Genomic DNA, 26,237 nt, shown 5'->3' on the forward strand with positions numbered 1-26,237 from the left:
TCCATAAAGCAAATATAAAGCATCATAACATTTAATTTTCATATGTTAAGGTCCGGCGTTATGGTCGCATCACGTTTTCGCCGAAAAGGACTTCCCCGTGACCGTTCGCGACCACAAACTTACCTACTTCGCCACGGTTGGCGTGTTCGTCTTGCTATGGAGCTCCGCCTTCGCGGCAGGAAAGATTGCGTTGCAAGTCAGTCCGCCGCAGTTGTTTTTGGGCGTGCGGTTTTTGCTCGCGGGCGTGTTGATGGTGGGCTTCGCCGTGCTCAGCGGTGCGTATCGGCCGATCGGCGTCGGCGGTTGGGCCAAGCTGGCGGTGCTGGGCGCGATCAATCAGGCGGGCTATCAAGGCTTGGCATGGGTCGCCATGGGCAAGGTGTCGTCGGCGCTGGCGGCGGTGATTATATCCATGAACCCGATTTTCATCGCCATCTTCGCGGTGCCGTTTTTGGGCGAGCGTATGTCGCTGCGTCGGGGCGCGGGCTTGGTCCTGGGCATCGTCGGCGTGATGATCGTGCTCAGCAGTCGCATCATCGTCAGCGGCGAAGACATCGGCGGTATCGCCATCATGGCGGTGTCGCTGGCCTCGGTCGTGGCTGGATCGATTCTGTTTAAGAAATGGCGCACCGGCGCACCGCTTTCGGTCGCGGTCGGCGGGCAATTTCTCAGTGCGGGGGTGTTGTTGCTGACGTTCGGCTTGATCACCGAAGACCCGAGCCAGATCGTGTTCGGCGCGGATTATGTGTGGATCATGGCCTACATCGTATTCGGCGTGTCCATCGGTGCGGTGGGGTTGTGGTTTTACCTGCTCACCCACGGCAGCGCCTCGGACGCCAGCGCCTTGCACTTTTTGATGCCGCCGTTCGGTCTGATGTATGGCTGGTTGCTGCTAAACGAACAGGCGGCACTGGGCGATTTCATTGGCATCGTACCCATCGCCGTCGGCATCTGGCTGGCGACCCACAAAGGCCGCGCTTAATCCCAACCTTTGGGCTGCGATCCTTTGGGGTAAAGACGGTTGATATGGCCCATTTTGCGTCCGGCGCGGGGCTCCGCCTTGCCATACAGGTGCAACTTGTTTTCCGGGTCCGCCAGTTGCTGTTCCCAAAGGTTCGCGTCGACCCCCAATAGATTGAGCATCACCGCGTCCGAATGGCGTTCCGGGGTGCCCAGCGGCAGATCGGCGACGGCGCGCACGAACTGTTCGAACTGGCTGGTTTTGCAGCCGTCCTGGCTCCAGTGGCCGGAATTGTGCGGCCGCGGGGCCATTTCGTTGACCAGCAAATGATCGTCTTGGGTGACGAACAGTTCCACCGCCAACAAGCCGACCAAGTCCATGGCTTCGGCCATTTTTTGACCGATGGCGCGGGCTTTCTCGGCTAGTTCCGCACTGATGTCGGCGGGCGCGATGGTGACGTCGAGGATGCCGTCCTTATGGCGGTTTTCCACCACGTCGAACGATGCCATGGCGCCGTTGGGCCGCCGTGCGGTGATCACCGAGACTTCCATGCGGAAATCGACGAAGCCTTCCAAGATTGCCGCGACGTCCCCTTGGCCACCACAGAGTTCAGCCCATGCATCCGCAGGGTCCGTGTCGGGTTTGATGCGCACTTGGCCTTTGCCGTCGTAACCCAGGCGCGTGGTCTTGAGGATCGACGGCGCGCCGATGGTGGCGATGGCGGCCGTCAGTTCCTCGACGTTGCTCACGGCTTTCCAAGGTGCGGTTTCGATGCCGAGGTCGTTGCAGAATCTTTTTTCGCGGATACGGTCTTGGCAAATGGCCAGGCATTCCCAACTGGGCCGCACCGGGGCAAGATCGCTAAGATGACGCACGGTTTCTGCGGGCACGTTTTCGAACTCGAACGTCACCACGTCGACGGACCGGCCGAACGTTTCGATGGCGTCTTGATCGTCGTAGGTGGCGACGGTGGCATGATCGCAGACCTGTTCGGCGGGGCTGTCGACTTCGGGCGTGAACACATGCACCCGATAGCCCAGTTCCGCCGCCGCGACGGCGGTCATGCGGCCCAATTGGCCACCGCCGATGATGCCGATGGTGGAGCCGGGTTTGATCGGCTCGCGCTGGGAAGAGGGGCTGTCGGTCATGGTTTTAATCTGTGGGTTCTTCGGCGACGGCGGCGGTCTGCGCTGCACGCCAAGCGTCGAGTTTTTCAGCCACGGCGCCGTCGTGCAGCGCGACGATGGACGCGGCGAACAAGGCCGCGTTGATGGCGCCGGGTTTACCGATCGCCAAGGTCCCGACCGGCACGCCACCCGGCATCTGCACGATGGACAGAAGCGAATCCATGCCCTTCAACGCCTTGCTTTCGATGGGCACGCCCAGCACCGGCAAGGGCGTCATGGATGCCGCCATGCCCGGCAGATGCGCGGCCCCGCCGGCACCTGCGATGATGGCGTGCAAGCCGCGGTCTTTGGCGGATTTGGCATACGCCACGAGACGGTCCGGCGTGCGGTGCGCGGAAACGATCTTGGTCTCAAACGCAACCCCCAGCTTTTCCAGGGTCTCGGCGGCATTTTTCATGGTTTCCCAGTCGGACTGACTGCCCATGATGATGCCCACAATCGGTGCGGTCATTCTGTGTGCTCCTGAACGGGCGCGTCACCCGGTGAGAAAGCGGGCAATTATAGGCATCGCGCCTTATCAGGCAAGCGTTATGGCAAGGGCGGTTGTATTTGCGTGATCCCTTTCCACTTAAGTCGTGTTTCATGGTAAATTGAAACGCAGAATCCTAAACACATGCGATCCGACATGTGACGGGCGTGCGATCTTGAATGCGTAGAGCGGGAACGGGTAGGGAGAGTACCCATGGCTGAAGACAACGTAGGGCCAGCGGCGCCGATCGTTTCCGTACGTCCCGGGCGCAACCGGCTGGCGGAAGAAGATCGCGAACTGCAGGCAGCCAAACGCGAACGCAATAAAAAGCACAAAGGCGGTCACGGCGGTGCGCAAGGCGGCTATGAAGGCCATGCGGGCGGCTATGGCCACGAAGTGATCGACGATAACGTCAGCGTACTGGGCATCCCCAAGGAAGAAATGACGGACAACGTGCGTCACGCGATCGAGACGCTGTTGGACGAAATCAACCATTTGCGCGAGGAACTGGTGCGCGCCAAGGGCCACGAGGCGTACCTGGAAGAGCAGGCGGAAAAAGACCGCATGCTGCATGTGATGCGTCGTCGCGCATTCATGGCGCGCCTGGCCTTGGCGGTCCGGCGCGTGGAAGAAGAGGACGTCGAGTTCGCGTTTCTTTACATTCAAATCACCAACGCCGCCGCCGTGCGCAGCGAATTCGGTCACGGCGCGTTGGAAAACCTGATGATGCAGGCTTCCGCCGCATTGCGCGAGGGGGCCGAGGCCGGCGACGTGGTCGGCAGTCTGGAAAATTTCGACTTCGGTTTGATCCTGCCCGGTAACACCTTGCAAGACGGCGAACGCAAAGCCGCGCGTCTGATGTCGGTTTTGCGCGGACGGACCTTGACGTGGCAGGGCCAGACGTTGGGCATCGAGGCGCGTTTCGGCGACGCCACCATCACGGCGGGCGACAGCGGCGAAGAAATCATTCGCCACGCCAAGACCAATATGGAAGAACGCCCCGAAGGTGCTTGATTCTTAAGAGGCGCTGAGCGCCCGTTCGACAAATTCCAACCGATCTTGTCCCCAAAACAATTCATCTTGATAGATATAGCTCGGATAACCAAACACCCCCCGTGCGATGGCCGATTGGGTGGTTTGCGCGAATGCGTCGTCGAAGCTTTCATCGGTGGACGCCGCCAACAGTGCCGCACCGTCCAGGCCGCAGCCGTCCGCCAGTTTCTTTAGCGTCGGGGCGTCGCTGGCATCCAGTTCGTCGGTCCACACGGCTTTGAAAATCGCACCCAGCAAAGGCCCGGCATCCAGGCCCGCTTCTTGAGTGGCGAGGATCAGTTTCGAAGCCGGAGCTTCGGGGACCGGGAAATACCGGGGCTGAAGATTCAGGGAGATACCGAGGTGCTTGCTCCATCGCGCCAATTCGACCAGGCGATAATCCTTGCGATGCTGGGCGCGGTCTTTGAGCAATTGTCCACCCGTGGCGGGAAACAGATCCGGAGAGCTGAGCGGGTGGTAGATAACGCGGGCTTCGAAACGCTTTGCCAGATCTTGAAGCCGCGCATGGCCCATGTAGGCCCACGGCGAAACGATGGAAAAATAATAGTCGATGGTTTTATCGGTGCCCATGAGGGTCCTCCCGCTGGTGTGTCGCCGGTTGCAATGTGCGTTCTAGCTATTTAGGCAATGATGTCGGGAATGGAACCACTTTCAAGCTTGGCGATCTGATCCTTGAGCAACAATTTGCGCTTTTTCAAGCGTTGCAGTTGCAGGCGGTCCGGTGCGGGATCTTCGCTCAGGCGCGCGATCACGTCGTCGAGGTCGCGGTGTTCGATCTTCAGCTGTTCAAGCTGGGCAATGGTGTCGTTCGTGATGTCTATCATGGGGAATCCGTGCCAATTCGCGTCACCATATCATGAAATGACACCTTTATGACAGAAACGGATGTGTGATTCGATGGAGACTGTTGGGCAAGTTGCTGAAACTCCTCAACGATCCAAACCGGCTTTACAGGGTGGATGAGCGAGAGTTAAGATTCTTGCTCTAACCGACCTTTAATTGAGGGAGAAATTCCAATGGCATTGGAGAATAGGATCGATTCGCTTAAAACCCGTCATGGCGAGTTGGAAGTGGCGCTCGACGCAGCAACGGCCCGGCCGTTTCCCGATGAAGTCGAAATCCACACCCTCAAGAAAGAAAAATTGCGAATAAAAGACGAATTGGAAAGTCTCACACACCACTGAGCGAAAAATCACCGACATGTGGTTGAGATAGACAAATCCAAAACCGGTCTTCCCGAAAGGGGAGGCCGGTTTTTTCATCGCGTAACTTTGTTTGAGGGGCCGCAGCGGTAACACTTGGTTACATTTATGCTGTGGTGGTGATTTTGCGTTTTCGCTATTGTGATTGCCTTAAACGATTGGGTTGGTTTTCTGTGGGGATGGTCTCGTGATGCGGTTTTTGTTTGCTCCTTTTATCGTCGCAGTGGTGCTGTTGGCGCTGACGTCGAACGTCCGGGCGGAATACCGCGTCGAAAGCATCGACAACGATTATCAAAACGAAGTCCAAGCGGCGGCGGAAGAAGACAAATATCTGGTGCTGTTCTTCCATCAGGCGGGCTGTCCCTATTGCGACAAAATGCGTGCCCGCGTGCATCCCGAACCGGCGGTGATGGAATATTTTTCAAAACACTTCGTGATGATGGAAAGCAACATCAAGGGCAACCTGGACATCGTCATGCCCGACGGCACGCCCGCCAACGAGGTCGAGTTCGCGCGCAAAATTCGCGTGCGCGCCACCCCGGTGTTCGTGTTCTACGACAAGGACGGGGCCCCGGCGCTACGCACCACCGGCTATCTCGACGAAAAGCAGTTTCTGTTGGCCGGAAAGTATGTGGTCGACGGCGTACACAAAACCGGGAAATCTTTTTTCCGCTATATCCAGGACCAGAACTGAGCCATGCGGGGGGGGATGAAAAACTGGGCTTGGGTGGCCGTCGTTTTGACCGGCCTTGGTTCCGTGGCGGCGTTGGCACAGGATGAAACGGTGATCACCGCGTCGCACGTGTTGGAACGCATCACCGCGAACGGCGATTACGCCATTCGCACCGCGGCCGCCGACATCGACATCGCCCGCGCACGCTTGGCCGAAGCCGATGCGGGCCTGATGCCAACGCTGGCGCTGTCGGCCACCGGACAGTTCTACCGTCCCAGTGCGGCGGACAAATACCCCGACGACAACGCCGAGGCTTACGGCAAGTTGGAAGTGGTGCAACCGATCTACGACTTCGGTCAAACCACCAGCGCGCGCGATGCGGCCGGCAAGCTGGCTGAAGCGGCGGAGCAATCGCTGGTCTCTGCGCGCAACACCGTGATGTTGGAAGGCTTGGCGCTGTTTTACGACCTGCATGCCTCGGAACTGGAGGTGCGCGGCCTCAACGAAAGCCATACTTCCGCCTATCTGAAATGGGATCGCGCCAAGGAAAGCCTCGCGCTTGGCCGCGCCAGTCCGGTCGACGTGGCCGAGGCGCTGACCTTGGCGGAACAAAGCCGCTTGGTCTATTACCGCGAGCGCACCCGCAACGCCGGCTATCGCTTGCGCCTGGAAGAGCTGATGGGCGTGGCGTTGCCCGAAGAACTGATCTCGCCGCCCAAGCCGCCCAAGGCGAAACATGCGGAAATCGACCGAAAAAAATTTCTCGCTGCGGTGATGGATCGCAATCCCGATCTGGTGGCGTTGGTCAAGCAAGGCGAAGCGGCCGGTATCAGCCGCGATGGCGTGGCGGTGATGCCCAGCTTGGACGCCTTCGCCAACACGGAATACACCACTCGCGATCTGCGCGGACGCAACGACTATGCGCTTGGCGCGCGGTTGTCGTGGCCGATTTTCGACGGCGGCGTGACGGCGGCGAAAAAGACCCGTCTTGCGGGCGAGCAGTCGCGCATCAACGCCAAGATCGAAGCCAAGAAAAGCGAACTGCGGCGCGCTTCGCTCAATGCGGTGATGAATTTGGACGACGCCTACCAGCGCGTCATTTCGGCGTTGGCGCAGCATGACTATACGTCCAAGAACTTGCTGCGCCGCCAGCAGTTGTATGCCCAAGAACGCGTCGCCGACCTAGGCAGCGCGATGATCGAACACACCAAGGCCGAGGCCGAACTGGTGCGCGCCACCGGGGCGTACCGCATGGTCCAGGCGCGCATCGCGGTGCTGCTGGGCGAACAGCCGGGGCGCGGAATCAAACCCGATTTTCTCGCCGCCGAAGGCTTCACGCTGGAAAGTGGCGGCAGCTTCGTGCCTAAGTCTGGAACCGGTTTCGGCCAAGACGATGCCGAGCAATTCAAGCGCCAAGATATCGTTCCGCCGCCCGCACAATGATGATGAAGGGGGAGAGTCCCGTGAGAGCTTTTCTGATTGCCGCTTTGATGGCGTTGGCGCCCGCGACCGGTTGGGCCGCCGAGCGCGCCTTGAGCTTCGCCGTGTCCGGTGTCGTGGCCGAGATAAAGGTGCACGCGGGCGACACCGTTCAAAAGGGCGACGTGTTGGCGACGTTGGACGTGACCACGTTCGCAGCCAAAAAACGCGCCGCCGACGAGGCGGTGAAAGCCAGCCAGGTGATCTTCGAACTAGCCGACCGTCGTTTGTCTCAGGTTCAAGAACTGTTCGACGCGCTGTCGACTTCGGCGGAAAACGTCGAACTCGCCGAAACCACCCAGGCCAACGCCAAAATGGCCCTGGAAAACGCTCGCGCCGCGCAAACGGTCGCCACATGGCAGCTTGCCCGCGCGACCCTCAAGGCGCCTTTTGCGGGCACAGTTTCCGCCACGCCGGGCTATGCGGGGCAGGTGGTGAATTTGAATGCCGAAACCGCGGCGGTGGTGGTGCTCTCTACGCCGTGAGGCCTATAAGTCCTCAGCCACTTCCCTGAGCTTGAACTTCTGGATCTTACCCGTGGAGGTTTTCGGCAGTTCAGAAAATACCACGTTCTTGGGGCACTTGTAGTGCGCCAAGTTGTCGCGGCAGAATTTGATCATTTCCTCTTCCGTCACCGTGCCTTCGGTGCCGGGTTTCAGTTCTATGAACGCGCACGGGGTTTCGCCCCACTTGTCGTCGGACTTGGCGACCACGGCGGCGGCGAACACGGCGGGGTGCTTGTTGAGCGTGTCTTCGACCTCGATCGAGGAGATGTTCTCACCACCGGAAATGATGATGTCCTTGGAACGGTCCTTGAGCTTGATGTAGTCGTCGGGCTGCATCACGCCGAGGTCGCCGGAATGGAACCAGCCGCCGCGAAAGGCTTCCGCCGTGGCGTCGGGGTTTTTCAAATAGCCCTTCATCACGATGTTGCCGCGGAACATGGTTTCTCCCATGGTCTCGCCGTCGTTGGGCACCCGCTCCATGGTTTCGGGGTCGATGATTTGCAGGTCTTCCAACACGTGATAGGGCACGCCTTGGCGGCCTTTTTTCAAGGTCTGCTGTTCGATGCTCAACGCGTCCCATTCGGGGTGCCACGCGCACATGGTGGCGGGGCCATAGGTTTCCGTCAGGCCGTAGACGTGGGTGACGTTGAAACCGGCCTTTTGCATGTTTTCCAGTGTCGAGGCGGGCGGCGGCGCGGCGGCGACCATGACCTCGACCTTGTGATCGAAGGGGCGCTTCTCGGCCTCGGTGGCGTTGATGACGAAGTTAAGCACGATCGGTGCGCCGCAAAAGTGCGTGGCCTTTTCATCGGCGATGGCCTGATAGATGTTGGCGGCGTTGACCCGGCGCAGGCACAGGCTGGTGCCGGCGTTGGCGGCCAGGGTCCAGGGGAAGCACCAGCCGTTGCAGTGAAACATCGGCAAGGTCCACAGGTAGCGCGGGTGATGGCCCATGTTCCAACCGACGATGTTGCTGATGGCGTTGAGATACGCGCCGCGATGGTGATAGACCACGCCCTTGGGATTGCCGGTGGTGCCGGAGGTGTAGTTGAGCGAGATCGCGTCCCATTCGTCGTCGGGCAATCGCCACGCGAAATCTTCGTCGCCCTCGGCCAGGAAGGCTTCGTAATCCATCTCACCCAGCCTGTCGCCGCGCACCTCGGCCAGTTCGTCGTCGACGTCGATGACGGTGATGTCGTCGCGCCCGATCAGTGCCAGTGCGTCTTTGATGGTGGTGGAAAATTCGGTGTCGGTGATGAGAAACTTGGCTTCGCCGTGGTTCAAGATAAAGGCGATGTTGTCGGCGTCCAGGCGGTAGTTGAGCGCGTTGAGTACCGCACCGGTGACCGGAACGCCGAAGTGGCATTCGAACATTTCCGGGATGTTGGGCAGCATCACCGCGACGGTGTCGCCCTTGGAGATGCCGCGTTTGGCGAGTGCTGAAGCCAGACGCTTGGCGCGGGCGAAGGTCTGTGACCAGGTGTAGCGGCGATCGCCGTGGACCACGCTTTCCAGTTCGGGGTAGACACGCGCCGCGCGCTGCAAAAACGACAGCGGGCTCAGCGGCTGATGGTTGGCCGGAGTCTTATCCAGGTTCTGTTCGTAGATGTTCACGCCACGGTTCATGTCAGGCTCTCCCCAATCTCTCGCGTGGGCTCAGTCTGTCATAATGCTGCATTGCAAAAAAGGATCTTTTGCATCAAAATTCGGTCCAGGAGATCGATGCGCGCACGCGGGGGTGTGGGTGTGTCAACCAGATGAACTCCGGCGCTGCGCAGAGGCACGAACCTGGCGCGGAAAGAGCGGAGGGTGACAGGGAGGAACTATGGCCAATCCTTATGAAGTGGCGCACGCGCGTTCGCTAACGGATCCCAGTGGGTTTTGGGGCGACATCGCCCAGAAGATCGATTGGGTGAAGCCGTGGGATAAAGTTCTCGACGACAGCAATCCGCCGTTTTACCGCTGGTTTGTGGGTGCTGAATGCAACACCTGCTACAATGCCGTCGACCGCCATGTGAAAAATGGCCGGGGCGATCAAGCTGCGCTGATCTACGACAGCCCGATGACCGGCGGCACCCAGCAGACCTACACCTACGCCCAGCTGCAAGACCAAGTGTCGCGCTTCGCGGGTGTGCTGCGCGCCAACGGCGTGGGCAAGGGCGATCGGGTCATCATTTACATGCCGATGATTGCCGAGGCCGTTATCGCGATGCTGGCGACAGCACGGTTGGGCGCGATCCATTCGGTGGTGTTCGGCGGTTTCGCCGCGGCCGAATTGGCGACGCGCATCGACGATGCCAAACCTAAAGCGATTGTTGCGGCTAGCTGTGGGCTAGAGCCTGGGAGAATAATTGAATATTGCCCGCTACTAGACAAAGCCATTCATTTGGCTAGGCACAACGTTGAAAAATGTGTGATTCTGAATCGTCCTGAAGCTCCTTCGACATTAAGACTAGATCGAGATGTCGATTGGGCCGAGGCAATGAAGACAGCCGAACCCGCCGAATGCGTCACGGTTGCGGCGACTGATCCGCTGTACATCCTCTATACCTCCGGCACCACCGGCGTGCCCAAGGGCATCGTGCGCGACAACGGCGGGCACATGGTTGCGCTGAACTACACCATGAACGCCATTTACGACGTCAAACCCGGCGACGTTTATTGGGCGGCGTCGGACGTGGGCTGGGTGGTCGGTCACAGCTATATTGTTTACGGTCCGCTGCTGCACGGTTGCACCACCGTGATCTATGAAGGCAAGCCGGTGGGCACGCCCGACGCAGGCGCGTTTTGGCGGGTCATCTCGGATCACAAGGTCAAGGTGCTGTTCACCGCGCCGACGGCGTTTCGCGCCATCAAGCGCGACGACCCTGAAGCCAAGTTGATGAAGCAATACGACATGAGCAGCCTCAAGGCGCTCTATCTCGCAGGTGAACGCACCGATCCCGATACCCTCAAGTGGGCGCAGGATATCCTCGGCAAGCCGGTGATCGATCACTGGTGGCAAACCGAAACAGGTTGGTCCATCGCGGCCAATTGTTTGGGCCTGCACGCGTTTGAGGTCAAGCCGGGCTCGCCGACCAAGGCAGCGCCGGGCTGGGATGTTCAGGTGCTTGCCGACGACGGTCATCCGGTCGATGCGGGTACCATCGGCTCGATCTGCTGCAAACTGCCGCTGCCGCCGGGCTCGTTGCCGACGTTGTGGAACGCCGATGCGCGTTATCAAGAAGCGTATCTCAGCGAGTTTCCGGGCTACTACAAAACCGGCGACGCGGGCTATTTGGACGATGACGGTTACGTCTACGTCATGTCGCGCACCGACGACATCATCAACGTCGCCGGACACCGCCTGTCCACCGGCGCGATGGAAGAAGTGCTGTCGGCTCACCCCGACGTTGCCGAATGTGCGGTGATGGGCGTGGCCGACGATCTGAAAGGTCAGATGCCGCTGGGGCTGTTGGTGCTGAAGGCCGGCGTCGCACGCGACCCCGCCGACATCGTCAAAGAAGTGGTGCAGATGGTGCGCGATCAAATCGGTCCCGTGGCGGCGTTCAAAACCGCGACCGTGGTCAACCGCTTACCCAAGACGCGTTCGGGCAAAATCCTGCGCGGCACCATGCAAAAAATCGCCGACAACGAAGATTACAAGATGCCCGCGACCATCGACGACCCGGCCATCTTGGATGAGATCGAAGCGGCGTTGGAAGGCATCGGTTACGCCAAGGCGCGCGGCTGATTTTGCGCGTCTTTCAGCGAAATGACAGGGCCGCGAATATTCGTTCGCGGCCCTTGTTTTTTTTGCATTTCGAAAGCACTTGTGTGCTAGAATAACGATCAAGGTTATGTCCCGAAAGGGGCGGTAATTCAATGTTTTACGACCTGTTTAAGGCGTCGTGTTTTGCGTCGTTCGAGCATCTGGGATCGCCCAGGAAAGGAGGTTCGCTATGCAAGCCATCTCTTCCGAAAAAGTCTGTTATGTGATCGTCAAGACGCGTGAATTCGACGCCAAGGAAGCCGCGCCCTACGACGACCCCGGCGGCAATGCCACCGATGACAACGATCACCAGATCCTCTCCGACCAGCCCGACGATTCCGTGTATGAAGAACTGATGTCGTTCTTGGAATCGCTCAGTGAAGAAGAACTGTGCGAATTGCACGCGATGATTATGCTCGGGCGCGGTGATGTGGACATGGAAAATTGGGCCGACGCGGTGCAAACCGCCCAAGACGATTTGGATGAAAGCACGCCCAAGCACCTTTTGGAAATCCCTCTGATCAGCGACTACCTGTCCGAAGCGCTTTCCCAATTCGGTCAGTCGTGCTCGGACTGAAGGGGCAATGATCGAAAGTCACAAAAAAAGGGCCGCTTGTTGCGGCCCTTTTTGTTGATCTGTGAAAAACGCTCAGTCTTCGTCGTTGGACGATTTGCCGAACACGCTTTCCACGGTGTGCTCTTCTTCTTCTTCCGCCTTGGGGCCGGGTTCCATGGTCGGCAGGATCGGCTCGGGCGAATAGTGCGACGGTGCGGGCTCGGCTTCGGTTTGCGGCACGTGGGTGGTGCCGGCCTTGGCACGGGCGATGGCGACGACCTTTTCGAGATCGGCTTCCGTGCACAGCCCCATGCCCACCGGGCTTTGCGGCTTGATGTTGTTGATGTTCCAGTGGGTGCGTTCGCGCACCGACTTGATGGTCGGCTTGGTGGTGCCGATGATGCGCGAAATCTGCGCGTCGCTCAACTCCGGATGGTGCTTGAGCAGCCATGCGATGGCGTCCGGACGATCTTGGCGCTTGGACACCGGCGTGTAGCGCGCACCCTTGCCGCGGGCTTTGGGCATCGGCAACGTTGCCTTGGCCATTTTCAGCGTGGCATTGGGATCGGCCTGACAGCGGTCGATTTCGGCTTGGGTCAGTTCGCCCGACGCGATCGGGTCGGCACCCTGCATGCCCACCGCAACCTCGCCATCGGCGATGGCTTGCACTTCCAGCTCGTGCAGACCGACGAATTCGGAGATCTGTTCGAACGAAAGGGCGGTGTTTTCAACCAGCCATACGGCCGTCGCCTTGGGCATCAATGGCTTCGCCATTTTGGGTTTCCTTATCCATAAAACGGGTTCAACCCCCATTGAGGGGGTTGAGTTAGCCTTGTTTATCCCAAAAACCCAGGCGGGTAAACCATTTGAGCAAGATTTATCGGCCGGTTTCGTCGGTGGTCAGCACGATTTTGCCGATATGGGCGCTGCTTTCCATCAAACGGTGGGCCTCGGACGCGTTTTCGAGGGCAAAGGTCCGATGCACCACCGGCTTGATTGCGCCGCTTTCCAGCAGCGGCCACACGGTTTTCTTGAGGTTTTGCGCAATCGCAGCCTTGAATCCGGTGTCGCGGGCGCGCAGGGTCGATCCGGTCAGGGTCAAACGCTTAAGCATCACCGCCATGAGGTCGAGTTCGACCTTGGAGCCTTGCAAAAATGCGATGTTCACCAGTCTCCCGTCGGGGGCCAAAGATTTGATGTTGCGCGCCACATAATCGCCGCCGACCATGTCGAGAATCACGTCGACGCCTTTGTCGCTGCCGAATTCGCGCGCCAAAGGCACGAAATCGTCCTCGCGGTAGTTCACCGCCATCTCGGCGCCCAAATCCAGGCAGGCCTGGCATTTTTCGCGGCTTCCCGCCGTGGTGATGACGCGAACGCCTAAGCGGCGGGCCATTTGGATGGCGGTGGTGCCGATGCCGCTGGTGCCGCCGTGCACCAAAAGACTCTCGCCTGAGCGCAGGTGGGCGCGATCGAACAGGTTGCTCCACACCGTGAAATAGGTTTCCGGCAGCGATGCGGCTTCGATCAGCGACAAGCCCTGGGGTATGGGCAGGCACGCACCGGTGTGGGCGGTGGCGTATTCGGCGTAACCGCCGCCACTGAGCAACGCGGTGACACGATCGCCGATGGTCAAATCGCTGACGCCTTCGCCCAAGGCGACGATTTCGCCCGCCGCTTCCAGACCCAAGATATCGCTGGCGCCGGGCGGCGCGGGGTATAGGCCGTCGCGCTGCAAAACGTCCGGACGGTTGATGCCCGCCGCCGCGACCTTGATCAGGACTTCGCCGGTGGCGGGAATGGGTACGGGGCGTTCGCCGATCGTCAGGGCCTGTGCGCCTTTGACGTCGGTTGTTTCGATACAACGCATGGCCTGGGGGAGTGTCGTCTTGGACATGGGACTCGTCACCTATTTGAGGACTTTTGGGGAGGCGTCTGATCCCCTAGTATGACCAGGAGCCACGCGCACACAAGCAGATGTTGGGACAAGCAGGAGCCGAGCATGGATACGGATGATTTGGAGCCGATGAAACCGTCACCGGGCGCCAGGACGATACGCAAGGACTTGGATGAGATGTCGATCGAGGCGGTTGGCGAGTACATCGACGAACTCAAGAGCGAAATCGCCCGGGCTGAATCCGCGATCAAAGCCAAGCAAGCCGCGCGGGCGGGCGCCGACGCGTTTTTCAAGCGCTGACGGGGTGGGTGCCGGTAACCGTGTCGAAGCGATTTGGGCTTAACGCTCTTTTAACGCTAAATACCCATACTGTAAGTGTCGGATTGGCATCTGCACTGAGCCTCCGACGCCTCCCTGTTAAACTCGCGCCGCCTCACCGAGGTGGCGCTTTTTTCGAGCCCACTCGCACCTGAGAGCGAGTATGTCGTTTTTACGACAAAGGTGTATTTCTGTCCTTGACCTAGTCCCTTTGCGTGATAAAGTCTGTCCCACAAAAATGAGACAGCGAGTTTAACAGGGCTCGAATACATGATTAAAAGGGCTGCCGTCAGGCGGCCCTTTTTTCGTGAAGCCTCTCATAAATCAAGGTTTGGACCATGGCGGACAAAACGTTTCCTTCCCTCAGCGACTTTCCTCACACCCTCGGAGTGGCGGTGCGCTGGAATGACTACGATATGGTCAACCACGTCAACAATGTGCAGTTCTACGTCTATTTCGAAGAGGCCGTGGTCAGTCTGTGCGACGTCTTTGGGCTGGATTGGCTGACCGACCGGGCGATCCCGTTCGTGGCCGAAAGCAAATGCCGATTCTTGGCGCCGATTCCGTTTCCGTCGAAGGTCACGGCGGGCATTGGGGTGGAACGGTTGGGTACGACCAGCCTGACGTACGGTATGGCGCTGTACGTCGAGGGGCGACGAAAGCCGGTCGCCGTCGGCCATTTCATTCATGTGTTCGTTGATCGTGACAGCGAAACGCCGACGCCCATTCCCGCACCGATCCGCGCCACCGCGGGGCGTTATCTGCTTGCCAACGCAAAGCAGTAGGCCGGCCTCGCATGAGGCCGGCCCGGCTGACGTACAATGTGAGAGGCGTTTAAGCGGCCTTTTGTTCAATGGCCTTGGGCTTCGAACCCGTGCCTTTGATCTCGACCTTGCGCGGTTTCAGGCTTTCCGGAACTTCGCGCACCAGTTCGATGTGCAAAAGACCGTTGTTCATCTCGGCGCTGTTGACCTTGATGTGGTCGGCGAGTTCAAAGCGGCGCTCAAACGCGCGCATGGCGATGCCGTGGTGCAGGTACTGAACCGGCTTATCGTCGCTTTCGACGCGACCCGAAACGGTCAAGCGGGTGTCTTGCACGGTGATGTCGAGATCTTCGATCCCAAACCCGGCGATGGCCATGGTGATGCGGTAGGCATCTTCGCCCAACACTTCGATGTTGTAAGGCGGATAAGCGCTGGCGGTTTCGTCCAGATGGGCCATGCTTTCGAGCTGGCGCTGCATGCGGTCGAAGCCAACGGCAAAACGATTGAGAGGGGTAAAGTCGATGGTACGCATAACTGTTCTCCTTAAATGAGCAACAATGTCAAAGGATTGTCCCGATCATCGGCGACAGTCCGGTTCATGCTGTATCGCGGTAAAAGACCGTTTGAGGGACCCGCTTGGCGGCATCCTGTCGGCTGTTCACTGGATACAAAACGGATTTAGGTTGATGTTTTTGGCGCCGCAAGGGGGCCGAGCAAAAAAAATCAAAAACTATTCAGTCGTTGAATTTAGCGCGGCTGAGGGGGCTGAGCCGAAGCGTGCGGTGCGGCCTGAGGTGTGGCTGTAGGCGACTGAGCCGGCTGAGCTGGCTGAGATTGTTGCGCAGGCTGAGGTTGGGCCGGTTGGGGCTGGGTGGGTTGCGTTTGGGCGTCTGCGGGTTGTTCGGGCTGGGGCTGTGCGCCGGGCAACGACTTGCCGCTGGCGGCGACGTACAGCTGTTCCAACTGCGGACGTTCGGCCGCAGCTGCGGCCTCGACGGTGGCGATGTCGACCTTGTCGTTCCACACCAATTCTTGCAGATACGCAGGGCCGTCGATGCCCTTGAGATAATAGGGACCGCGTTTGACGAAACGCCAGCTTCCGCCCTTGGCCATGCCGTAAACGGTGTCGGATACGAAAATCTGATCGGCCTTGGCTTTGTCGACGATGCGCGCCGCCATCTGCACGGTGACGCCATACAGATCTTTTTCCTCCATCACCACACGGCCTGCGTTGATGCCGATTTTCACTTTCAGCGGAATTTCGGGGCTTTGCTGGTTGTGCAGTTCGATCATCATCTGCATCTGTTGGGTGCCGAGCAGGCTGTCGGTGACCTTTTCGAACGACGCCATGATGCCGTCGCCGGTGTGCTTGATTTCGTGCCCACCGGTCTTGGCCAAGGCTTCACGCACCACGCGGTTGTGGGCGCGGACCACCTCTTGGGCGGCTAGGTTGCCCTTTTCGTGGGTCATGGCGGTGGATCCGACGATGTCGGTGAACATCACCACCACTTCCTTTTCGGGGTCTTCCGGGGCCTTGGGCTTATTCCATTCATGCAAAAACGCGTCGAGCTTTTTGGGTGATTCCTTGTCGCCGCCTAGATATTCCGTCATGGTTTGACGGCCGGACTGGAACATTTCCATGTAGCGGGCGTCTTGCAGCAGATAATCTTCGTAGCGCTTGGCGAAGGCCTGGGCGTGCTCGGGCTTGAGGCCCATGACTCCGAGGCTGCTGGCAAGGATTTCGGAGATGCTGTCGCTATCCAGGTTTCGCGCGCCGCCCAAGCTTTCGGCGGCTCCGGCCAGATAGAGATTCACGCCGAAGCGGTTGTAGTTGTCCATTTTACGCCGTTCGGCGGGCAGGGCGCGCACGGCTTCGCCAAAAAAGCCCATCAGTACGGCTTTTTGCGCTTCGGCGGCGGGCGACAGACCGGAGTACTCTTCTTCCTCTTCTTTTTCTTCCTGGCCCTCTTCCGCGTCCGCGTCGTCCTGTTGCTTGGCTTCCTCTTCAGCCCTTTTTTTCAGCTCTTCCTCAGCTTGTTTTTTGCGCTCTTCTTCTTCTTCCTTGGTGAGCTTAGCTTCTTCCTGTTTTTGCGCTTCCTCTTCGGCCTTGCGCTTGGCTTCTTCCTGGCGACGTTTGTCCTCGGCCTGTTTTTTGATTTTTTCTTCACGTGCGAGGTTGATTGCCTCCAACTCGTCGCCGCGCATAAAGGCCAGGTATGTGAGGATCACCGACAACAGGAACGTTGCGATGGCCGTACCGATCATGATGTTGGAACGCATCACGCCATAAAATTTGATTCCCGCGATCTGCTTGTACGGCAGCACGCCGTTCAGCACGCCGACCACGATTGCGGAAATGGCGATGGAAAACAACAGCACCAGCATCAGCTTGGTAAACACGCCCAGGCGCGAGGTCTTGCCTGACTTCGCATTGGATGAGGCCTTGTCGCCAAAATCGATGTCATCCATGCGATTGGCACTGGCGCGGGCCATGTAGTGGGCATACTTACCGCCACCAGATGACGGCGATCCTGGCTCGCTGGAGAGGGCCGCAGACGGTTTCGGCACATGCTTGTAGATCATGTGTTCGCGGTGCAGGCCGGTGCGGTCGTCGTAATTGTCGCGAACCACTTTGATGCCGGACAGCCCCGGCATGGATTCCAGGGTTTTGGCCTCTTCGATGGCGTCCTCGCGGCCGGAAGGTGGAAATTGGGCGTGAATGCGCCATTTTCCTCCTTGCATGACCTGGACTTCGTAACTTGTCGAATCTGCCATCGCCCCGGTATCGCCCCAATCCTGGTCGTCGACGGCGCGGTACGGTCGACGATCATGTGGTTCTTAGATCATTGTCTGTAAATAGTGGGCCCAATTTATATGCAAAGCATACTAAGTACACGATTCTAAACAAAATTGAAATTTTCAAGAAATAAGAGTTTTTGTTCAAAGACTTTTAGGAAGCACTTTGGTGCATTTCAAAAGTGTGTAGGTTTTTAAATATTCAATCTGTTGGACGGGTTGCGGGCACGATTAAGGGGCGCCAACGTGAACCGATGGCACCCCTTGAAACCGTACAGACAGATCCAAATAAACTTAGGACTTAAGGCCCAAGCCTTTGAAGCGGCTGTTGAACTTGGCAAGCTGGCCGCCGCTATCGAGCAGACGGTGGACGCCGGTCCAAGCCGGATGGGTCTTCGGATCGATGTCGAGTTTCATGGTGTCGCCTTCTTTGCCCCAGGTCGAACGGGTCGTAAAGGTGGAACCATCAGTCATCTCGACTGTGATCTCATGATAGTCAGGGTGAATGTCTTGTTTCATCACTCAGCTCCAAAAACGGGAGCGCTTATATAAACAGGCGCTGGCGGGGATGCAAGCGTTGAAAGGGCTTTGGCGTGAATTAATTTGCCTGCAGAAGGGGGCGACCGGCTCTTGTCGGGGCGGCGGGGGTGGTTTAGACAGGGAAGCCGCACACCACAACAGCAGGACGCAGACCTCATGGACGCCACCGCGTTTGAAGATTTGGCCGAAAAGACCCTCGAATCCTTGTTCGACGCCATTGACGATGCCATCGGCGACGATGCCGACGTCGATTTGGAAAACGGTATTTTGACCGTGGAATTGGAAGATGGGCGTCAGTACGTCATCAACAAACACGCCCCGAACCAGCAAATCTGGCTGTCTTCGCCCATCAGCGGCGCGGCCCATTACGGCTATGACGAGGCGGCAGGAGCCTGGATTTCGACGCGCAGCAGCGATTCGTTGCTGGATGTCTTGAGCACGGAAATGAGCCAGATCGCGGGAACGCCCGTTCGCCTCGACTAAACCGTTCAGTCGATCGGCGCGGATTTGTCTTCATCGTCGAGCCGCGCGCCGTTGGCGCTTTGCAGCTTGGCATTTTCCAGCGCGGCGGCTTTGGCCTGTTGATTGTCCTTCAAGGACTTCAGGCCTAAATAGGCGACCAGAACCATCAACACCATTCCAGCATAGTACGGCCACTCCTTGCCCAGCTGGGCGAACAAGACACCCGCCCAGGCCGGGCCGACGACCCGTGCAAGCGTGGTCGCGGAACGCGCCACGCCCATCATCATACCTTGTTCGGCGCTGTCGCTGCGCAGCGAGATCAGGCTGTTGAGGGCCGGGTTGATGACACTGAAGCCGTATGCGACGATGACCATGGCCGCCATCAACGGTCCGACCGAGGTGCAGAACGGGATCATCATCATGCCCACGGCTAGCGCGAGGGCACCTTGCACGATCAGATTGCCTTCGCCGAAGCGCTTCGTCAGACGCCCGACCGCGCCGCCCTGCAATATAGCCGCGATCACGCCGATGAAGGCGAACAGGTAGCCGTTTTGCTCAGGACCCCAACCCAACTGGCGGCGCGACCACATGGCAAAGGTGGTTTCCATACCCGCGAAGACAAAGGTGGCGAGAAACGAAATGGCGATCAGCAGGCCAATGCCAGGGCGTTTCAGGGCGGTTTGCAGTTGGACCAATCGGTTTGTGCGAGGCTTTAAGGCTGCTTTGGCGCGGGCTTCATCAGACAGTGATTCCTTGAGCAACGCTACGGTCAGCACAAAGGCCACGAACGACATTGCGGCGGCAACCAAGGCCGGGGTCTGGAAGTCGGCGGTCAGTGGGTCAGGACCGGCGAGAATGCCGCCGATGGCCGGCCCGGCGATAAAGCCCAGACCGAATGCCGCACCGACCAGCCCCATGCCCTTGGCGCGGTTTTCCACCGTGGTGATGTCGGCGATGTAGGCGAACGCGGTGGAGATATTGCCGGCCATCAAGCCGCCGACCAGACGCGCGGCGAACAGCATCCACAAGGTGGTGGCGAAGCCCAGCCAGATATACGACAGCACCGCCCCGAATAGGCTGATGACCAGAACCGGGCGCCGTCCGATGGTGTCGCTCAAGCGGCCCCAAAAGGGCGCGGCGACAAACTGGCCCAGAGAATAGATCGCCATGATCAACGAAACGGTGAACGGGTCGGCCTGAAAGTGCTCGCCGTAAAACGGCAGCAACGGAATAATGATGCCGAAACCGAGCAGGTCGATGAAAACGATCAGAAAGAGAATGAGCATGAAGGCTGCGTTTCGTTGAGTGGGGGGCTCGAATGCCAGTTTATTTTATAGCGGTTCAAAAACTTATGGGCTAGTCCCGCAATGTCATGCGGATCGTCTTAGCGCTGGGTGAGTTTCAGCTCGATGCGTCGGTTGCGCACCAGCGCCTCGGGCCCTTTGCCGGTGTCGATCGGCTGGAACTCGCCAAATCCCGCCGCGACCAGACGGTTGGCGGGCACGCCCTGTTCGATCAGGTACTTCACCACCGAAATGGCGCGCGCCGAGCTGAGCTCCCAGTTGGACGCAAATTTCAGATTCTTGATGGGGATACGGTCGGTGTGGCCGTCGACGCGCAGCACCCAGTCGATGTCGGTGGGGATGCGGGTCTGCAGATCGATCAAGGTCCCCGCCAGGCCGCTCAGCTGATCGTAAGCTCCGACGTTGATTTCGGCGGCGCCGCTGGCGAACAGCACTTCGGATTGGAACACAAAGCGGTCACCGACGATTTCGATGCCTTCCTGCGCGCCGAGGATTTTCGCCAGACGTCCGAAGAATTCGGAGCGGTACGCCGACAGTTCCATGACCTTGGACGCCAGCGCCGCGTTGAGCCGTTTGCCCAACGACACGATCTGCGCGTTTTGATCCTTGGCTTTGACCTCGGCGGCGTCCAGGGCTTTATTGAGGGTCGCGATCTGGTCGCGAAGTTCGCCCATCTGGCCGTTGAGCAACGCGACTTCGGCGCGGGCGCTTTCCGACAGATTTTGTTCCGCCAGCAGAGCCTTGTCCTTTTCGTCGAGTTGCGACGCCAGCTTGCCGATGTCCGCTTCCAACTGATCTTTCAACGCATTGAGTTTGACCACATCGCCGACCAAGCGGGTGACTTCGGCCTTGCCGCTTTCGATTTCCAGCTTGAGGCGGTCGCCTTCGGAAATGCTTGCCTGCAGTTCGCCCGACAGGCGGCTGACGTCGTCGCGCAGCTTGGTGTTGGCGTTGCGTTCCAGCGACAGCATATCGACCAATTCTGCGACTTCGCGATCGAGCTTTTTCAGTGCGCTGTCGCGTCCCGACAAGGCTTCGCCGAGGAAAAATTGCGCCAGCACGAACACCAGCAACAAAAAGATGATCACCATCAGCAGCGACGCCAGGGCATCGACGAAGCCGGGCCAGATGTCGGTGCGGTTGCGGTTGCGGCGCGACAGGGCGGCCATGGGACGGTGTTCTCCTCGCCTTTAGGCGTCGCCGCGGCCAGCGACGGTGCGCGCCAGCAGTTTGATTTCGCTGCGCATCTGGCTGACCAGTTCCTCGCGCCCGGTGCGCCCTTCTTCGAGCATGCGCGAGACCGCCAAATCGATGTTGCGGATGTGGCTGCGGGTCGCGTCGTCCATGCCGCTGCCACCACCCAGGCCGCCGCCGCCGGCGATGCGTTCCAGGGCGGGTTTTAACTCCATATGCGTTTCGGCAAGCTTCTTCATGATGACCTGTTCGGTCTGCATGAAGTCGGTGATGGTGCTCATCTTTTCCGACAGCTGGTTGAGCGCTTCGGACGTGTGAATGCGGGTTTCCTCCCCGCGCGCCATGGTGCGTTGCAGATTTTCCAGGCTTTCGGCGGTTTGTTCCAAAAGCGCTTCGACGTAAGCCGGCACAGTCTGGTCGCCATCGGCACTCAAGGTGCCGCCCGAAAGCTTCGCCAGGCTCGCCAGCCAATCTTCCAGTTCGGTGTAAAAACGGTTCTGCGCTTGGCCGGTGGTGAGATCCAAAAAGCCCAGTACCAATGAGCCCGCGAGACCGAACAGCGAGCTGGAAAAGGCCGTGCCCATACCGGAAAGGGGAGCTTCGAGGCCTTTTTTCAGCTCGTCGAACATCGCTGTGATGTCGCCACCGCCGCCGATTTGGATGTTGGCGATGACGCCGCGAATGGCGTCCAACGTGTCAAGCAGGCCCCAGAAGGTGCCGAGCAGACCCAAAAACACCAGCAAGCCGATGGTGTAGCGTGAGATGTCGCGCTGTTCGTCCAAACGGCTGGCGATGCCGTCCAGGACCGATCGCAAGGCCATGGCGCTGAGCTTGATTTCCTGGCGTCCCGCGACCATGGCCGCCAATGGCGCCAGCAAGCGCGGCGGGGGTGGGGTTTTAACGGGTTTGGGTTTGGCGGCCGAAGACGCGATGTGTGGCCGTTGCGCGCCCAGCGAGTGGCTTTCGCGAAAACGCTCAATCCACAGAACTTCCGGACCCAATTGGATCACTTGGCGGAAATTGTAAGCCATGCCCAATAAAAACACCCCGACGATGAGGCCGTTGAGCGCGGCGTTGGCCATAAATGCCGTCAGCAGGGGGTGGTATACGGCGGCCACGGCGAGAAAGACCGCCGTTAAGAAGAGTCCCATACGAAGCAGAAAGCGGTGTGGGTTGGACATTTGTTCGGTTTCCATGGTGTTCGGTCGTCTCCATGGCGGCTACGTCACTGGTGTGGTGAAAAATTAACGCTCCACCACCGTGATGTCGACGCGCTCCGTCACTTCGTCGGTGGATTTATTGCCCAGCGCGCGCACGTCGATCCGGGTCGAGCGCACGCCGTTTTCGATTAGGAACGAGCGCACCGCCAAGGCGCGCGACAGCGAAAGACGCCGCGCCGCGCTGGCCGAGGTGTCGGCTGTGCCTGCGTACGCCAGCAATTGCAGGCGCAGATTGTCCTGGTTTTTCATCTTTGTGGCGATGTCGAGCAAAGCGTCGCGGGCCGATTGGCTCAGCTTAGAGGTTTCGGAATCGAAAACTACGCGCAGACTGTCGCCATCGCTGAGCGGGCCGCTTGCAGGCGGCAAAGAGGCAACCTGCGCCGGAGAGTCCGGTTGGGGTGGTAAAGGCACCACGACGGCGTTGCCCGTGGAGGGCGCGGTTTGCGTTTCGTCGTGTTCAACGACGGGTGATGCTGCGGGCGCCGGGGCAGGCGCGGACGGTGGTGCCGGTGTTGTCGCGGCTGTCGGTTCCGGGGCGGGCTCGGCTTTGAGTTCCATCGGCGGGCTTTGCGGCGCGCTCGCTGGTTCGTTCGCGGGCGTCGGAGTCAGGGCAGCCACGGTCTGAGCCGGTTCCGGTGTCGGTTGCGGGGCGGGTTCCGGTTGCACCGCGACCTGGGGTTCCGGTGATGCCGGTTGTTGGGCAACGGGTTCTGCGGCAACGGGTTCGGCAGTGGCCGGTTCGGGCACCGCAGGCTTCTGAGCGGCTGGCGGTGGTGCCGAGGCAACCTCGACGGGGGCCATCGCCGGGGCTGCCGGGGGCATGACGGCTGGGGCCGGCGGAGCAACGGGTTCCGCAACAGGCTCCGCTGCGGCTGTTTCAACGGGCTCGGGCGTTGCGACAGGCTCACGCTCTGGCATCGGAAGAAACTGGGTTTCGATGGATTTGGTTTGCGGCGGCAACTTGAAGTTGGAAGACGGTTTGACGTAAAGGGTCGACACCGGCATGTCCTTGCCCGGCGCTTGGTATGCTGCTCCGCCGGGAAGTGTGGTCGCACCGACGCTGGGCATCGGCGCGCCCATTTGCGGGCTCAATCCGCCGTCGTTCAAAACGCTGAGATCAATGCTGACATTCGGATCGGTGAGATCGACAATGGGATTGTCCTGAGCCGCTGCCGCAGACGCGAAACCCAGCGCCCCGCCCAGAACGCCACCAAGGGCCAGCATGCAGACGCCATACCTGAGACCGTCGCGGCTGAGAGCGCGACGAGTCTTGAACATGGGTTTAAGGCGTCGGTTGTCCATCGTGTACGGTCTCCCCGTTGGGTGAGCGTCCGACCCAGGCGTGCCTCCAAACGAAAGGTCGCGGGCAAAAGACGCTGCCAATCTTATGCAATGCGGGAGGTTCGTTTTTTCGCACTCACATTTCGCCTTCAAATGCGCGCGAATCGCTCACTTCCCCATTGCGCAACACCATATCAACGCGTCTGGGCTCACACAACCGCTTTGGCACACGGAAGCGGCGGGTGTTCACATCAGGTGGGAAGACGATGAAAGCCTATTTGAGTAACTTGAGCAAAGTGGGGTGCATTTTGTCGGTCGCTGCAACGATAGAGCCGTTTTCCAGCATCTTGCGTTTGCCGTCCAAATCGGTGACGAAACCACCGGCTTCGCGAACCATAACAATGCCCGCAGCCATATCCCAGGCGTGAAGGCCGCTTTCCCAAAAACCGTCGAAGCGCGCGGCGGCGACATATGCCAAATCCAACGCGGCCGAGCCAAAACGGCGCACGCCCGCGGACACGCTGGTGACCGCGCCGATGCGCTGCAAGAAGCGTTCACGGTCTTTGTCTACACCTTTGAACGGCAAACCGGTGGCGAACAGGCATTCCGAAACGTGGCTGCGCGCCGAAACGCGCAAACGCCGCCCATTGAGAAACGCGCCTTGGCCTTTTTCGGCCCAAAACATTTCGTCGGTGACGGGATTGTAGATCACGCCTGCGTAAGGTTCGCTGTCGCGTACCAGCCCAATGGAAATGGAGAAATGGGGAATACCGTGCAAGAAATTGGTGGTGCCGTCGAGCGGATCGATCACCCACGTGTTGGAGGTGTCCTTACCTTCGATGGAGTCGTTTTCTTCCAAGATGAAGCCGTAATCGGGACGGGCTTTTTGCAATTCCTTGACCAAGGTCTCCTCGGCCTTTTTGTCGGCGACGGAAACGAAATCGGCGGGGCCCTTTTTCGAGACCTGAAGATTTTCGACTTCGCCGAAGTCACGCACCATGCGCCGCGCCGCTTTTTGGGCGGCGGCGGTCATGACGTTCAAAAGGGCCGAGCGGGGATGGGCCATAAGGTTAGGTCCTTAATTATAAAACGTGGGCGGCTGGAGCGGCCAAGGTCAGTCCTTGGCGCGCTCGACATAAGAGCCGTCATCGGTGTTGATGACCACGCGGGTGCCGGAGGCGATGTGCGGCGGTACCAAGGTGCGCACACCGTTTTCCAACGTCGCGGGCTTGTAGCTGCTCGATGCCGTTTGGCCTTTGACCACGGCGTCGGCTTCGACGATTTCCAACACCACTGTGGACGGCAGTTGCACGCCGATGGGGTTGCTTTCGTGGCTTTCAATGGTGACGGTCATGCCTTCTTGGAGGTACGGCACCTGATCTTCGCCGATGGCTTCGGCGCTGAGCTCGATCTGCTCGTAGGTTTCGTTGTCCATGAAGGTGAAGGTGTTGCCGTCGCCGTACAGATAGTTGAAATCGCGTTGTTCCAGCGTGGCGCGTTCAACCGTTTCGGACGAGCGGAAGCGTTCGTTCGTCTTGGTTCCGCTTTGCAGGTCTTTCAGTTCGACTTGCAGATACGCACCGCCCTTGCCGGGTTGGGTGTGCTGGATTTTGACTGCGCGCCAAAGGCGGCCTTGATGTTCGATCACCATGCCGGGGCGGATGGCGTTACCGTTGATCTTCATGACTTCACCGTCGAAAGAGCTGATACAGGGGACAAGCGCGCAAAACCGTGCTTGAGCGCGCGGAAGCTAACACTCAAGGGCCTTTGAGGCAACCAACTTATCGGGGGGCTTATTCGGTCTCGGGAGCCGAGCGATTGCGTCCCAGGCGTTTGGCTTCGTACAAGGCTTGATCGGCACGGAAGATCAGTTTGTGGGCATTGTCGCCTTGGCGGTAGGTCGACACCCCGATGGACAAGGTCACCTTGCCCATGGTTTCACCGGTTTCCTTGTTTTTCAGCGTCCGCGTCGCGATGGAATTGCGCACCGTTTCGGCGACCGACAGGGCGTTGTCCAAATTGGTGTTGGGCAAAATCGCCGCGAATTCGTCGCCGCCCCAGCGTGCAACCACATCGCCGCCCTTGAGATTGGTGACGAAATTGCTGGCCACCAAGCGCAGCACCTGATCGCCGACGCTGTGCCCGAGGGTGTCGTTGACCGTTTTGAAGTGGTCGACGTCGGCCAATAGCACAGAGACTTTTTCGTTGAAATCTGAAAGGTGCGAGAGGATGTCTTTGAGTGATTCCTCAAAGCGCCGCCGATTGCCGATGCCGGTGATCGGATCCAGCATGGCAGCTTTTTTGGTTTGCTCAAGCTGGCGAGTCAGATCCGTGATCTCGGCGGAATATTGATTGAGCTTGCTTTCGAAGCTGCGACCATGATCAACCACTTCGGCAATTTGTTTGCGAATGCCTGCGAGTAGGGCGCGCATGGCGTCGCCTTCCGTGCCGGCGGGCATGGTCTCGGGGTGGCTGAAAAATTGTGCATTGTCGGCAGCGATGGAATCGATGGCGCTGACGACACTTTGCAGGCCGCGGGTGATACGCCCGGCGCTGTCGTGCAGATCGGAGATCGAGTTATCGAAAGCAGTGGTTTCGGTCACGTTTATATAGGCCTTTAAGAT

Annotated in this window: 28 protein-coding genes; 11 read left to right on the plus strand and 17 right to left on the minus strand. The window is 59.2% G+C overall.

Features of this window, described 5'->3' with window-relative positions:
- Positions 1–97 precede the first annotated feature (97 nt).
- Complete coding sequence (locus tag VIN96_RS02795) at positions 98–982, plus strand: DMT family transporter (protein WP_331893908.1); 885 nt, start codon at positions 98–100, stop codon at positions 980–982.
- Here the strand turns inward: VIN96_RS02795 and VIN96_RS02800 are convergent.
- Together VIN96_RS02800 and purE are read right to left on the minus strand one after the other, a co-directional pair.
- Positions 979–2,109 carry a 5-(carboxyamino)imidazole ribonucleotide synthase gene (locus VIN96_RS02800; RefSeq protein ID WP_331893909.1) on the minus strand — a complete coding sequence of 377 codons (1,131 nt, stop codon included), beginning with the start codon at positions 2,107–2,109 and terminating at the stop codon, positions 979–981. The two genes, VIN96_RS02795 and VIN96_RS02800, sit on opposite strands and share 4 nt — an antisense overlap.
- Positions 2,110–2,113: 4 nt before the next feature.
- Entirely contained in the window at positions 2,114–2,599 is a 486-nt protein-coding gene (gene purE, locus VIN96_RS02805) for a 5-(carboxyamino)imidazole ribonucleotide mutase (RefSeq protein WP_331893910.1), read from the minus strand.
- A gap of 231 nt (positions 2,600–2,830) precedes the next feature.
- Between purE and VIN96_RS02810 the strand changes: the two genes are divergently transcribed.
- Positions 2,831–3,631: a GGDEF domain-containing protein gene (locus tag VIN96_RS02810; protein ID WP_331893911.1), complete on the plus strand. Its 801-nt coding sequence runs from the start codon at positions 2,831–2,833 to the stop codon at positions 3,629–3,631.
- Positions 3,632–3,634: 3 nt separating this feature from the next.
- Here the strand turns inward: VIN96_RS02810 and VIN96_RS02815 are convergent, their stop codons facing one another.
- Together VIN96_RS02815 and VIN96_RS02820 are read right to left on the minus strand one after the other, a co-directional pair.
- A complete protein-coding gene (locus VIN96_RS02815; RefSeq protein WP_331893912.1) occupies positions 3,635–4,240 on the minus strand; it encodes a 2-hydroxychromene-2-carboxylate isomerase in 606 nt (201 codons plus the stop codon).
- 50 nt (positions 4,241–4,290) lie between these two features.
- The gene (locus VIN96_RS02820) at positions 4,291–4,494 is read right to left on the minus strand and encodes a YdcH family protein (protein ID WP_331893913.1); all 204 of its coding nucleotides are present in this window, start codon (positions 4,492–4,494) and stop codon (positions 4,291–4,293) included.
- 192 nt (positions 4,495–4,686) lie between these two features.
- On the opposite strand from VIN96_RS02820, the gene VIN96_RS02825 reads away from it, so the two are divergent.
- The 4 genes from VIN96_RS02825 to VIN96_RS02840 all read left to right on the plus strand — a co-directional run bounded on the left by VIN96_RS02825 (position 4,687) and on the right by VIN96_RS02840 (position 7,509).
- On the plus strand, positions 4,687–4,854 hold the full coding sequence (locus VIN96_RS02825) for a YdcH family protein (RefSeq protein WP_331893914.1): 168 nt from the start codon (positions 4,687–4,689) through the stop codon (positions 4,852–4,854).
- A 208-nt stretch (positions 4,855–5,062) separates the two neighbouring features.
- Complete coding sequence (locus VIN96_RS02830) at positions 5,063–5,566, plus strand: thioredoxin family protein (RefSeq protein ID WP_331893972.1); 504 nt, start codon at positions 5,063–5,065, stop codon at positions 5,564–5,566.
- A 15-nt stretch (positions 5,567–5,581) separates the two neighbouring features.
- Positions 5,582–6,988 carry a TolC family protein gene (locus VIN96_RS02835; RefSeq protein ID WP_331893915.1) on the plus strand — a complete coding sequence of 469 codons (1,407 nt, stop codon included), beginning with the start codon at positions 5,582–5,584 and terminating at the stop codon, positions 6,986–6,988.
- Between the two features lie 20 nt (positions 6,989–7,008).
- Positions 7,009–7,509, plus strand: coding sequence for an efflux RND transporter periplasmic adaptor subunit (locus tag VIN96_RS02840; RefSeq protein WP_331893916.1), 501 nt, complete (start codon positions 7,009–7,011; stop codon positions 7,507–7,509).
- A gap of 3 nt (positions 7,510–7,512) precedes the next feature.
- Here VIN96_RS02840 and VIN96_RS02845 read toward each other — a convergent pair whose 3' ends face one another.
- Entirely contained in the window at positions 7,513–9,156 is a 1,644-nt protein-coding gene (locus tag VIN96_RS02845) for an acyl-CoA synthetase (protein WP_331893917.1), read from the minus strand.
- Positions 9,157–9,355: 199 nt separating this feature from the next.
- On the opposite strand from VIN96_RS02845, the gene VIN96_RS02850 reads away from it, so the two are divergent.
- Positions 9,356–11,263, plus strand: coding sequence for a propionyl-CoA synthetase (locus VIN96_RS02850; protein ID WP_331893918.1), 1,908 nt, complete (start codon positions 9,356–9,358; stop codon positions 11,261–11,263).
- 208 nt (positions 11,264–11,471) lie between these two features.
- Positions 11,472–11,858, plus strand: a complete 387-nt coding sequence (locus VIN96_RS02855) for a DUF3775 domain-containing protein (protein WP_331893919.1) — start codon at positions 11,472–11,474, stop codon at positions 11,856–11,858.
- A gap of 72 nt (positions 11,859–11,930) precedes the next feature.
- Here the strand turns inward: VIN96_RS02855 and VIN96_RS02860 are convergent, their stop codons facing one another.
- Both VIN96_RS02860 and VIN96_RS02865 read right to left on the minus strand, forming a co-directional pair.
- Positions 11,931–12,611, minus strand: coding sequence for a DUF1013 domain-containing protein (locus VIN96_RS02860; RefSeq protein ID WP_331893920.1), 681 nt, complete (start codon positions 12,609–12,611; stop codon positions 11,931–11,933).
- 103 nt (positions 12,612–12,714) lie between these two features.
- A complete protein-coding gene (locus VIN96_RS02865; RefSeq protein ID WP_414675586.1) occupies positions 12,715–13,734 on the minus strand; it encodes an NAD(P)H-quinone oxidoreductase in 1,020 nt (339 codons plus the stop codon).
- A gap of 105 nt (positions 13,735–13,839) precedes the next feature.
- On the opposite strand from VIN96_RS02865, the gene VIN96_RS02870 reads away from it, so the two are divergent.
- A complete protein-coding gene (locus tag VIN96_RS02870) occupies positions 13,840–14,034 on the plus strand; it encodes a DUF1192 domain-containing protein (RefSeq protein ID WP_331893921.1) in 195 nt (64 codons plus the stop codon).
- Between the two features lie 356 nt (positions 14,035–14,390).
- Positions 14,391–14,837 (plus strand): thioesterase family protein, encoded by a 447-nt coding sequence (locus tag VIN96_RS02875; RefSeq protein ID WP_331893922.1) that lies wholly within the window; start codon positions 14,391–14,393, stop codon positions 14,835–14,837.
- Between the two features lie 49 nt (positions 14,838–14,886).
- On the opposite strand, the gene VIN96_RS02880 is transcribed toward VIN96_RS02875, so the two are convergent.
- From VIN96_RS02880 to rpmE, 3 genes are all read right to left on the minus strand, one after another.
- The gene (locus tag VIN96_RS02880; RefSeq protein WP_331893923.1) at positions 14,887–15,348 is read right to left on the minus strand and encodes an Hsp20 family protein; all 462 of its coding nucleotides are present in this window, start codon (positions 15,346–15,348) and stop codon (positions 14,887–14,889) included.
- Positions 15,349–15,563: 215 nt separating this feature from the next.
- Entirely contained in the window at positions 15,564–17,591 is a 2,028-nt protein-coding gene (locus VIN96_RS02885; RefSeq protein WP_331893924.1) for an adenylate/guanylate cyclase domain-containing protein, read from the minus strand.
- Positions 17,592–17,906: 315 nt separating this feature from the next.
- A complete protein-coding gene (gene rpmE, locus VIN96_RS02890) occupies positions 17,907–18,131 on the minus strand; it encodes a 50S ribosomal protein L31 (protein ID WP_331893925.1) in 225 nt (74 codons plus the stop codon).
- A 177-nt stretch (positions 18,132–18,308) separates the two neighbouring features.
- Between rpmE and cyaY the strand changes: the two genes are divergently transcribed.
- Positions 18,309–18,635 carry an iron donor protein CyaY gene (cyaY, locus tag VIN96_RS02895; protein ID WP_331893926.1) on the plus strand — a complete coding sequence of 109 codons (327 nt, stop codon included), beginning with the start codon at positions 18,309–18,311 and terminating at the stop codon, positions 18,633–18,635.
- A gap of 5 nt (positions 18,636–18,640) precedes the next feature.
- Here the strand turns inward: cyaY and VIN96_RS02900 are convergent, their stop codons facing one another.
- From VIN96_RS02900 to VIN96_RS02930, 7 genes are all read right to left on the minus strand, one after another.
- On the minus strand, positions 18,641–19,900 hold the full coding sequence (locus tag VIN96_RS02900; RefSeq protein ID WP_331893927.1) for an MFS transporter: 1,260 nt from the start codon (positions 19,898–19,900) through the stop codon (positions 18,641–18,643).
- A gap of 98 nt (positions 19,901–19,998) precedes the next feature.
- Entirely contained in the window at positions 19,999–21,087 is a 1,089-nt protein-coding gene (locus VIN96_RS02905; RefSeq protein WP_331893928.1) for a peptidoglycan -binding protein, read from the minus strand.
- 21 nt (positions 21,088–21,108) lie between these two features.
- The gene (locus VIN96_RS02910) at positions 21,109–22,308 is read right to left on the minus strand and encodes a flagellar motor protein MotA (RefSeq protein ID WP_331893929.1); all 1,200 of its coding nucleotides are present in this window, start codon (positions 22,306–22,308) and stop codon (positions 21,109–21,111) included.
- 48 nt (positions 22,309–22,356) lie between these two features.
- Positions 22,357–23,634, minus strand: a complete 1,278-nt coding sequence (locus VIN96_RS02915) for an OmpA family protein (protein WP_331893930.1) — start codon at positions 23,632–23,634, stop codon at positions 22,357–22,359.
- A 253-nt stretch (positions 23,635–23,887) separates the two neighbouring features.
- Positions 23,888–24,679 carry an inositol monophosphatase family protein gene (locus tag VIN96_RS02920; RefSeq protein ID WP_331893931.1) on the minus strand — a complete coding sequence of 264 codons (792 nt, stop codon included), beginning with the start codon at positions 24,677–24,679 and terminating at the stop codon, positions 23,888–23,890.
- 48 nt (positions 24,680–24,727) lie between these two features.
- A complete protein-coding gene (gene efp / locus VIN96_RS02925; RefSeq protein WP_331893932.1) occupies positions 24,728–25,297 on the minus strand; it encodes an elongation factor P in 570 nt (189 codons plus the stop codon).
- A gap of 109 nt (positions 25,298–25,406) precedes the next feature.
- Positions 25,407–26,216, minus strand: a complete 810-nt coding sequence (locus tag VIN96_RS02930) for a GGDEF domain-containing protein (protein ID WP_331893933.1) — start codon at positions 26,214–26,216, stop codon at positions 25,407–25,409.
- Positions 26,217–26,237: the final 21 nt, after the last annotated feature.

Source organism: Magnetovibrio sp., assembly GCF_036568125.1.
GTDB lineage: Bacteria > Pseudomonadota > Alphaproteobacteria > Rhodospirillales > Magnetovibrionaceae > Magnetovibrio.

What these genes read in the sequence shown, in the direction of transcription:
- VIN96_RS02815 (WP_331893912.1), bottom strand. Translation starts at nt 4,240, where the DNA reads ATGGGCACCGATAAAACCATCGACTATTATTTTTCCATCGTTTCGCCG.
- VIN96_RS02820 (WP_331893913.1), bottom strand. Translation starts at nt 4,494, where the DNA reads ATGATAGACATCACGAACGACACCATTGCCCAGCTTGAACAGCTGAAG.
- VIN96_RS02800 (WP_331893909.1), bottom strand. Translation starts at nt 2,109, where the DNA reads ATGACCGACAGCCCCTCTTCCCAGCGCGAGCCGATCAAACCCGGCTCC.
- VIN96_RS02885 (WP_331893924.1), bottom strand. Translation starts at nt 17,591, where the DNA reads ATGGCAGATTCGACAAGTTACGAAGTCCAGGTCATGCAAGGAGGAAAA.
- VIN96_RS02875 (WP_331893922.1), top strand. Translation starts at nt 14,391, where the DNA reads ATGGCGGACAAAACGTTTCCTTCCCTCAGCGACTTTCCTCACACCCTC.
- VIN96_RS02865 (WP_414675586.1), bottom strand. Translation starts at nt 13,734, where the DNA reads ATGTCCAAGACGACACTCCCCCAGGCCATGCGTTGTATCGAAACAACC.
- VIN96_RS02920 (WP_331893931.1), bottom strand. Translation starts at nt 24,679, where the DNA reads ATGGCCCATCCCCGCTCGGCCCTTTTGAACGTCATGACCGCCGCCGCC.
- VIN96_RS02835 (WP_331893915.1), top strand. Translation starts at nt 5,582, where the DNA reads ATGAAAAACTGGGCTTGGGTGGCCGTCGTTTTGACCGGCCTTGGTTCC.
- VIN96_RS02880 (WP_331893923.1), bottom strand. Translation starts at nt 15,348, where the DNA reads ATGCGTACCATCGACTTTACCCCTCTCAATCGTTTTGCCGTTGGCTTC.
- VIN96_RS02855 (WP_331893919.1), top strand. Translation starts at nt 11,472, where the DNA reads ATGCAAGCCATCTCTTCCGAAAAAGTCTGTTATGTGATCGTCAAGACG.
- VIN96_RS02810 (WP_331893911.1), top strand. Translation starts at nt 2,831, where the DNA reads ATGGCTGAAGACAACGTAGGGCCAGCGGCGCCGATCGTTTCCGTACGT.
- VIN96_RS02870 (WP_331893921.1), top strand. Translation starts at nt 13,840, where the DNA reads ATGGATACGGATGATTTGGAGCCGATGAAACCGTCACCGGGCGCCAGG.
- efp (WP_331893932.1), bottom strand. Translation starts at nt 25,297, where the DNA reads ATGAAGATCAACGGTAACGCCATCCGCCCCGGCATGGTGATCGAACAT.
- VIN96_RS02825 (WP_331893914.1), top strand. Translation starts at nt 4,687, where the DNA reads ATGGCATTGGAGAATAGGATCGATTCGCTTAAAACCCGTCATGGCGAG.
- VIN96_RS02910 (WP_331893929.1), bottom strand. Translation starts at nt 22,308, where the DNA reads ATGGAAACCGAACAAATGTCCAACCCACACCGCTTTCTGCTTCGTATG.
- VIN96_RS02905 (WP_331893928.1), bottom strand. Translation starts at nt 21,087, where the DNA reads ATGGCCGCCCTGTCGCGCCGCAACCGCAACCGCACCGACATCTGGCCC.
- VIN96_RS02850 (WP_331893918.1), top strand. Translation starts at nt 9,356, where the DNA reads ATGGCCAATCCTTATGAAGTGGCGCACGCGCGTTCGCTAACGGATCCC.
- VIN96_RS02830 (WP_331893972.1), top strand. Translation starts at nt 5,063, where the DNA reads ATGCGGTTTTTGTTTGCTCCTTTTATCGTCGCAGTGGTGCTGTTGGCG.
- VIN96_RS02915 (WP_331893930.1), bottom strand. Translation starts at nt 23,634, where the DNA reads ATGGACAACCGACGCCTTAAACCCATGTTCAAGACTCGTCGCGCTCTC.
- VIN96_RS02845 (WP_331893917.1), bottom strand. Translation starts at nt 9,156, where the DNA reads ATGAACCGTGGCGTGAACATCTACGAACAGAACCTGGATAAGACTCCG.
- purE (WP_331893910.1), bottom strand. Translation starts at nt 2,599, where the DNA reads ATGACCGCACCGATTGTGGGCATCATCATGGGCAGTCAGTCCGACTGG.
- cyaY (WP_331893926.1), top strand. Translation starts at nt 18,309, where the DNA reads ATGGACGCCACCGCGTTTGAAGATTTGGCCGAAAAGACCCTCGAATCC.
- VIN96_RS02860 (WP_331893920.1), bottom strand. Translation starts at nt 12,611, where the DNA reads ATGGCGAAGCCATTGATGCCCAAGGCGACGGCCGTATGGCTGGTTGAA.
- VIN96_RS02900 (WP_331893927.1), bottom strand. Translation starts at nt 19,900, where the DNA reads ATGCTCATTCTCTTTCTGATCGTTTTCATCGACCTGCTCGGTTTCGGC.
- rpmE (WP_331893925.1), bottom strand. Translation starts at nt 18,131, where the DNA reads ATGAAACAAGACATTCACCCTGACTATCATGAGATCACAGTCGAGATG.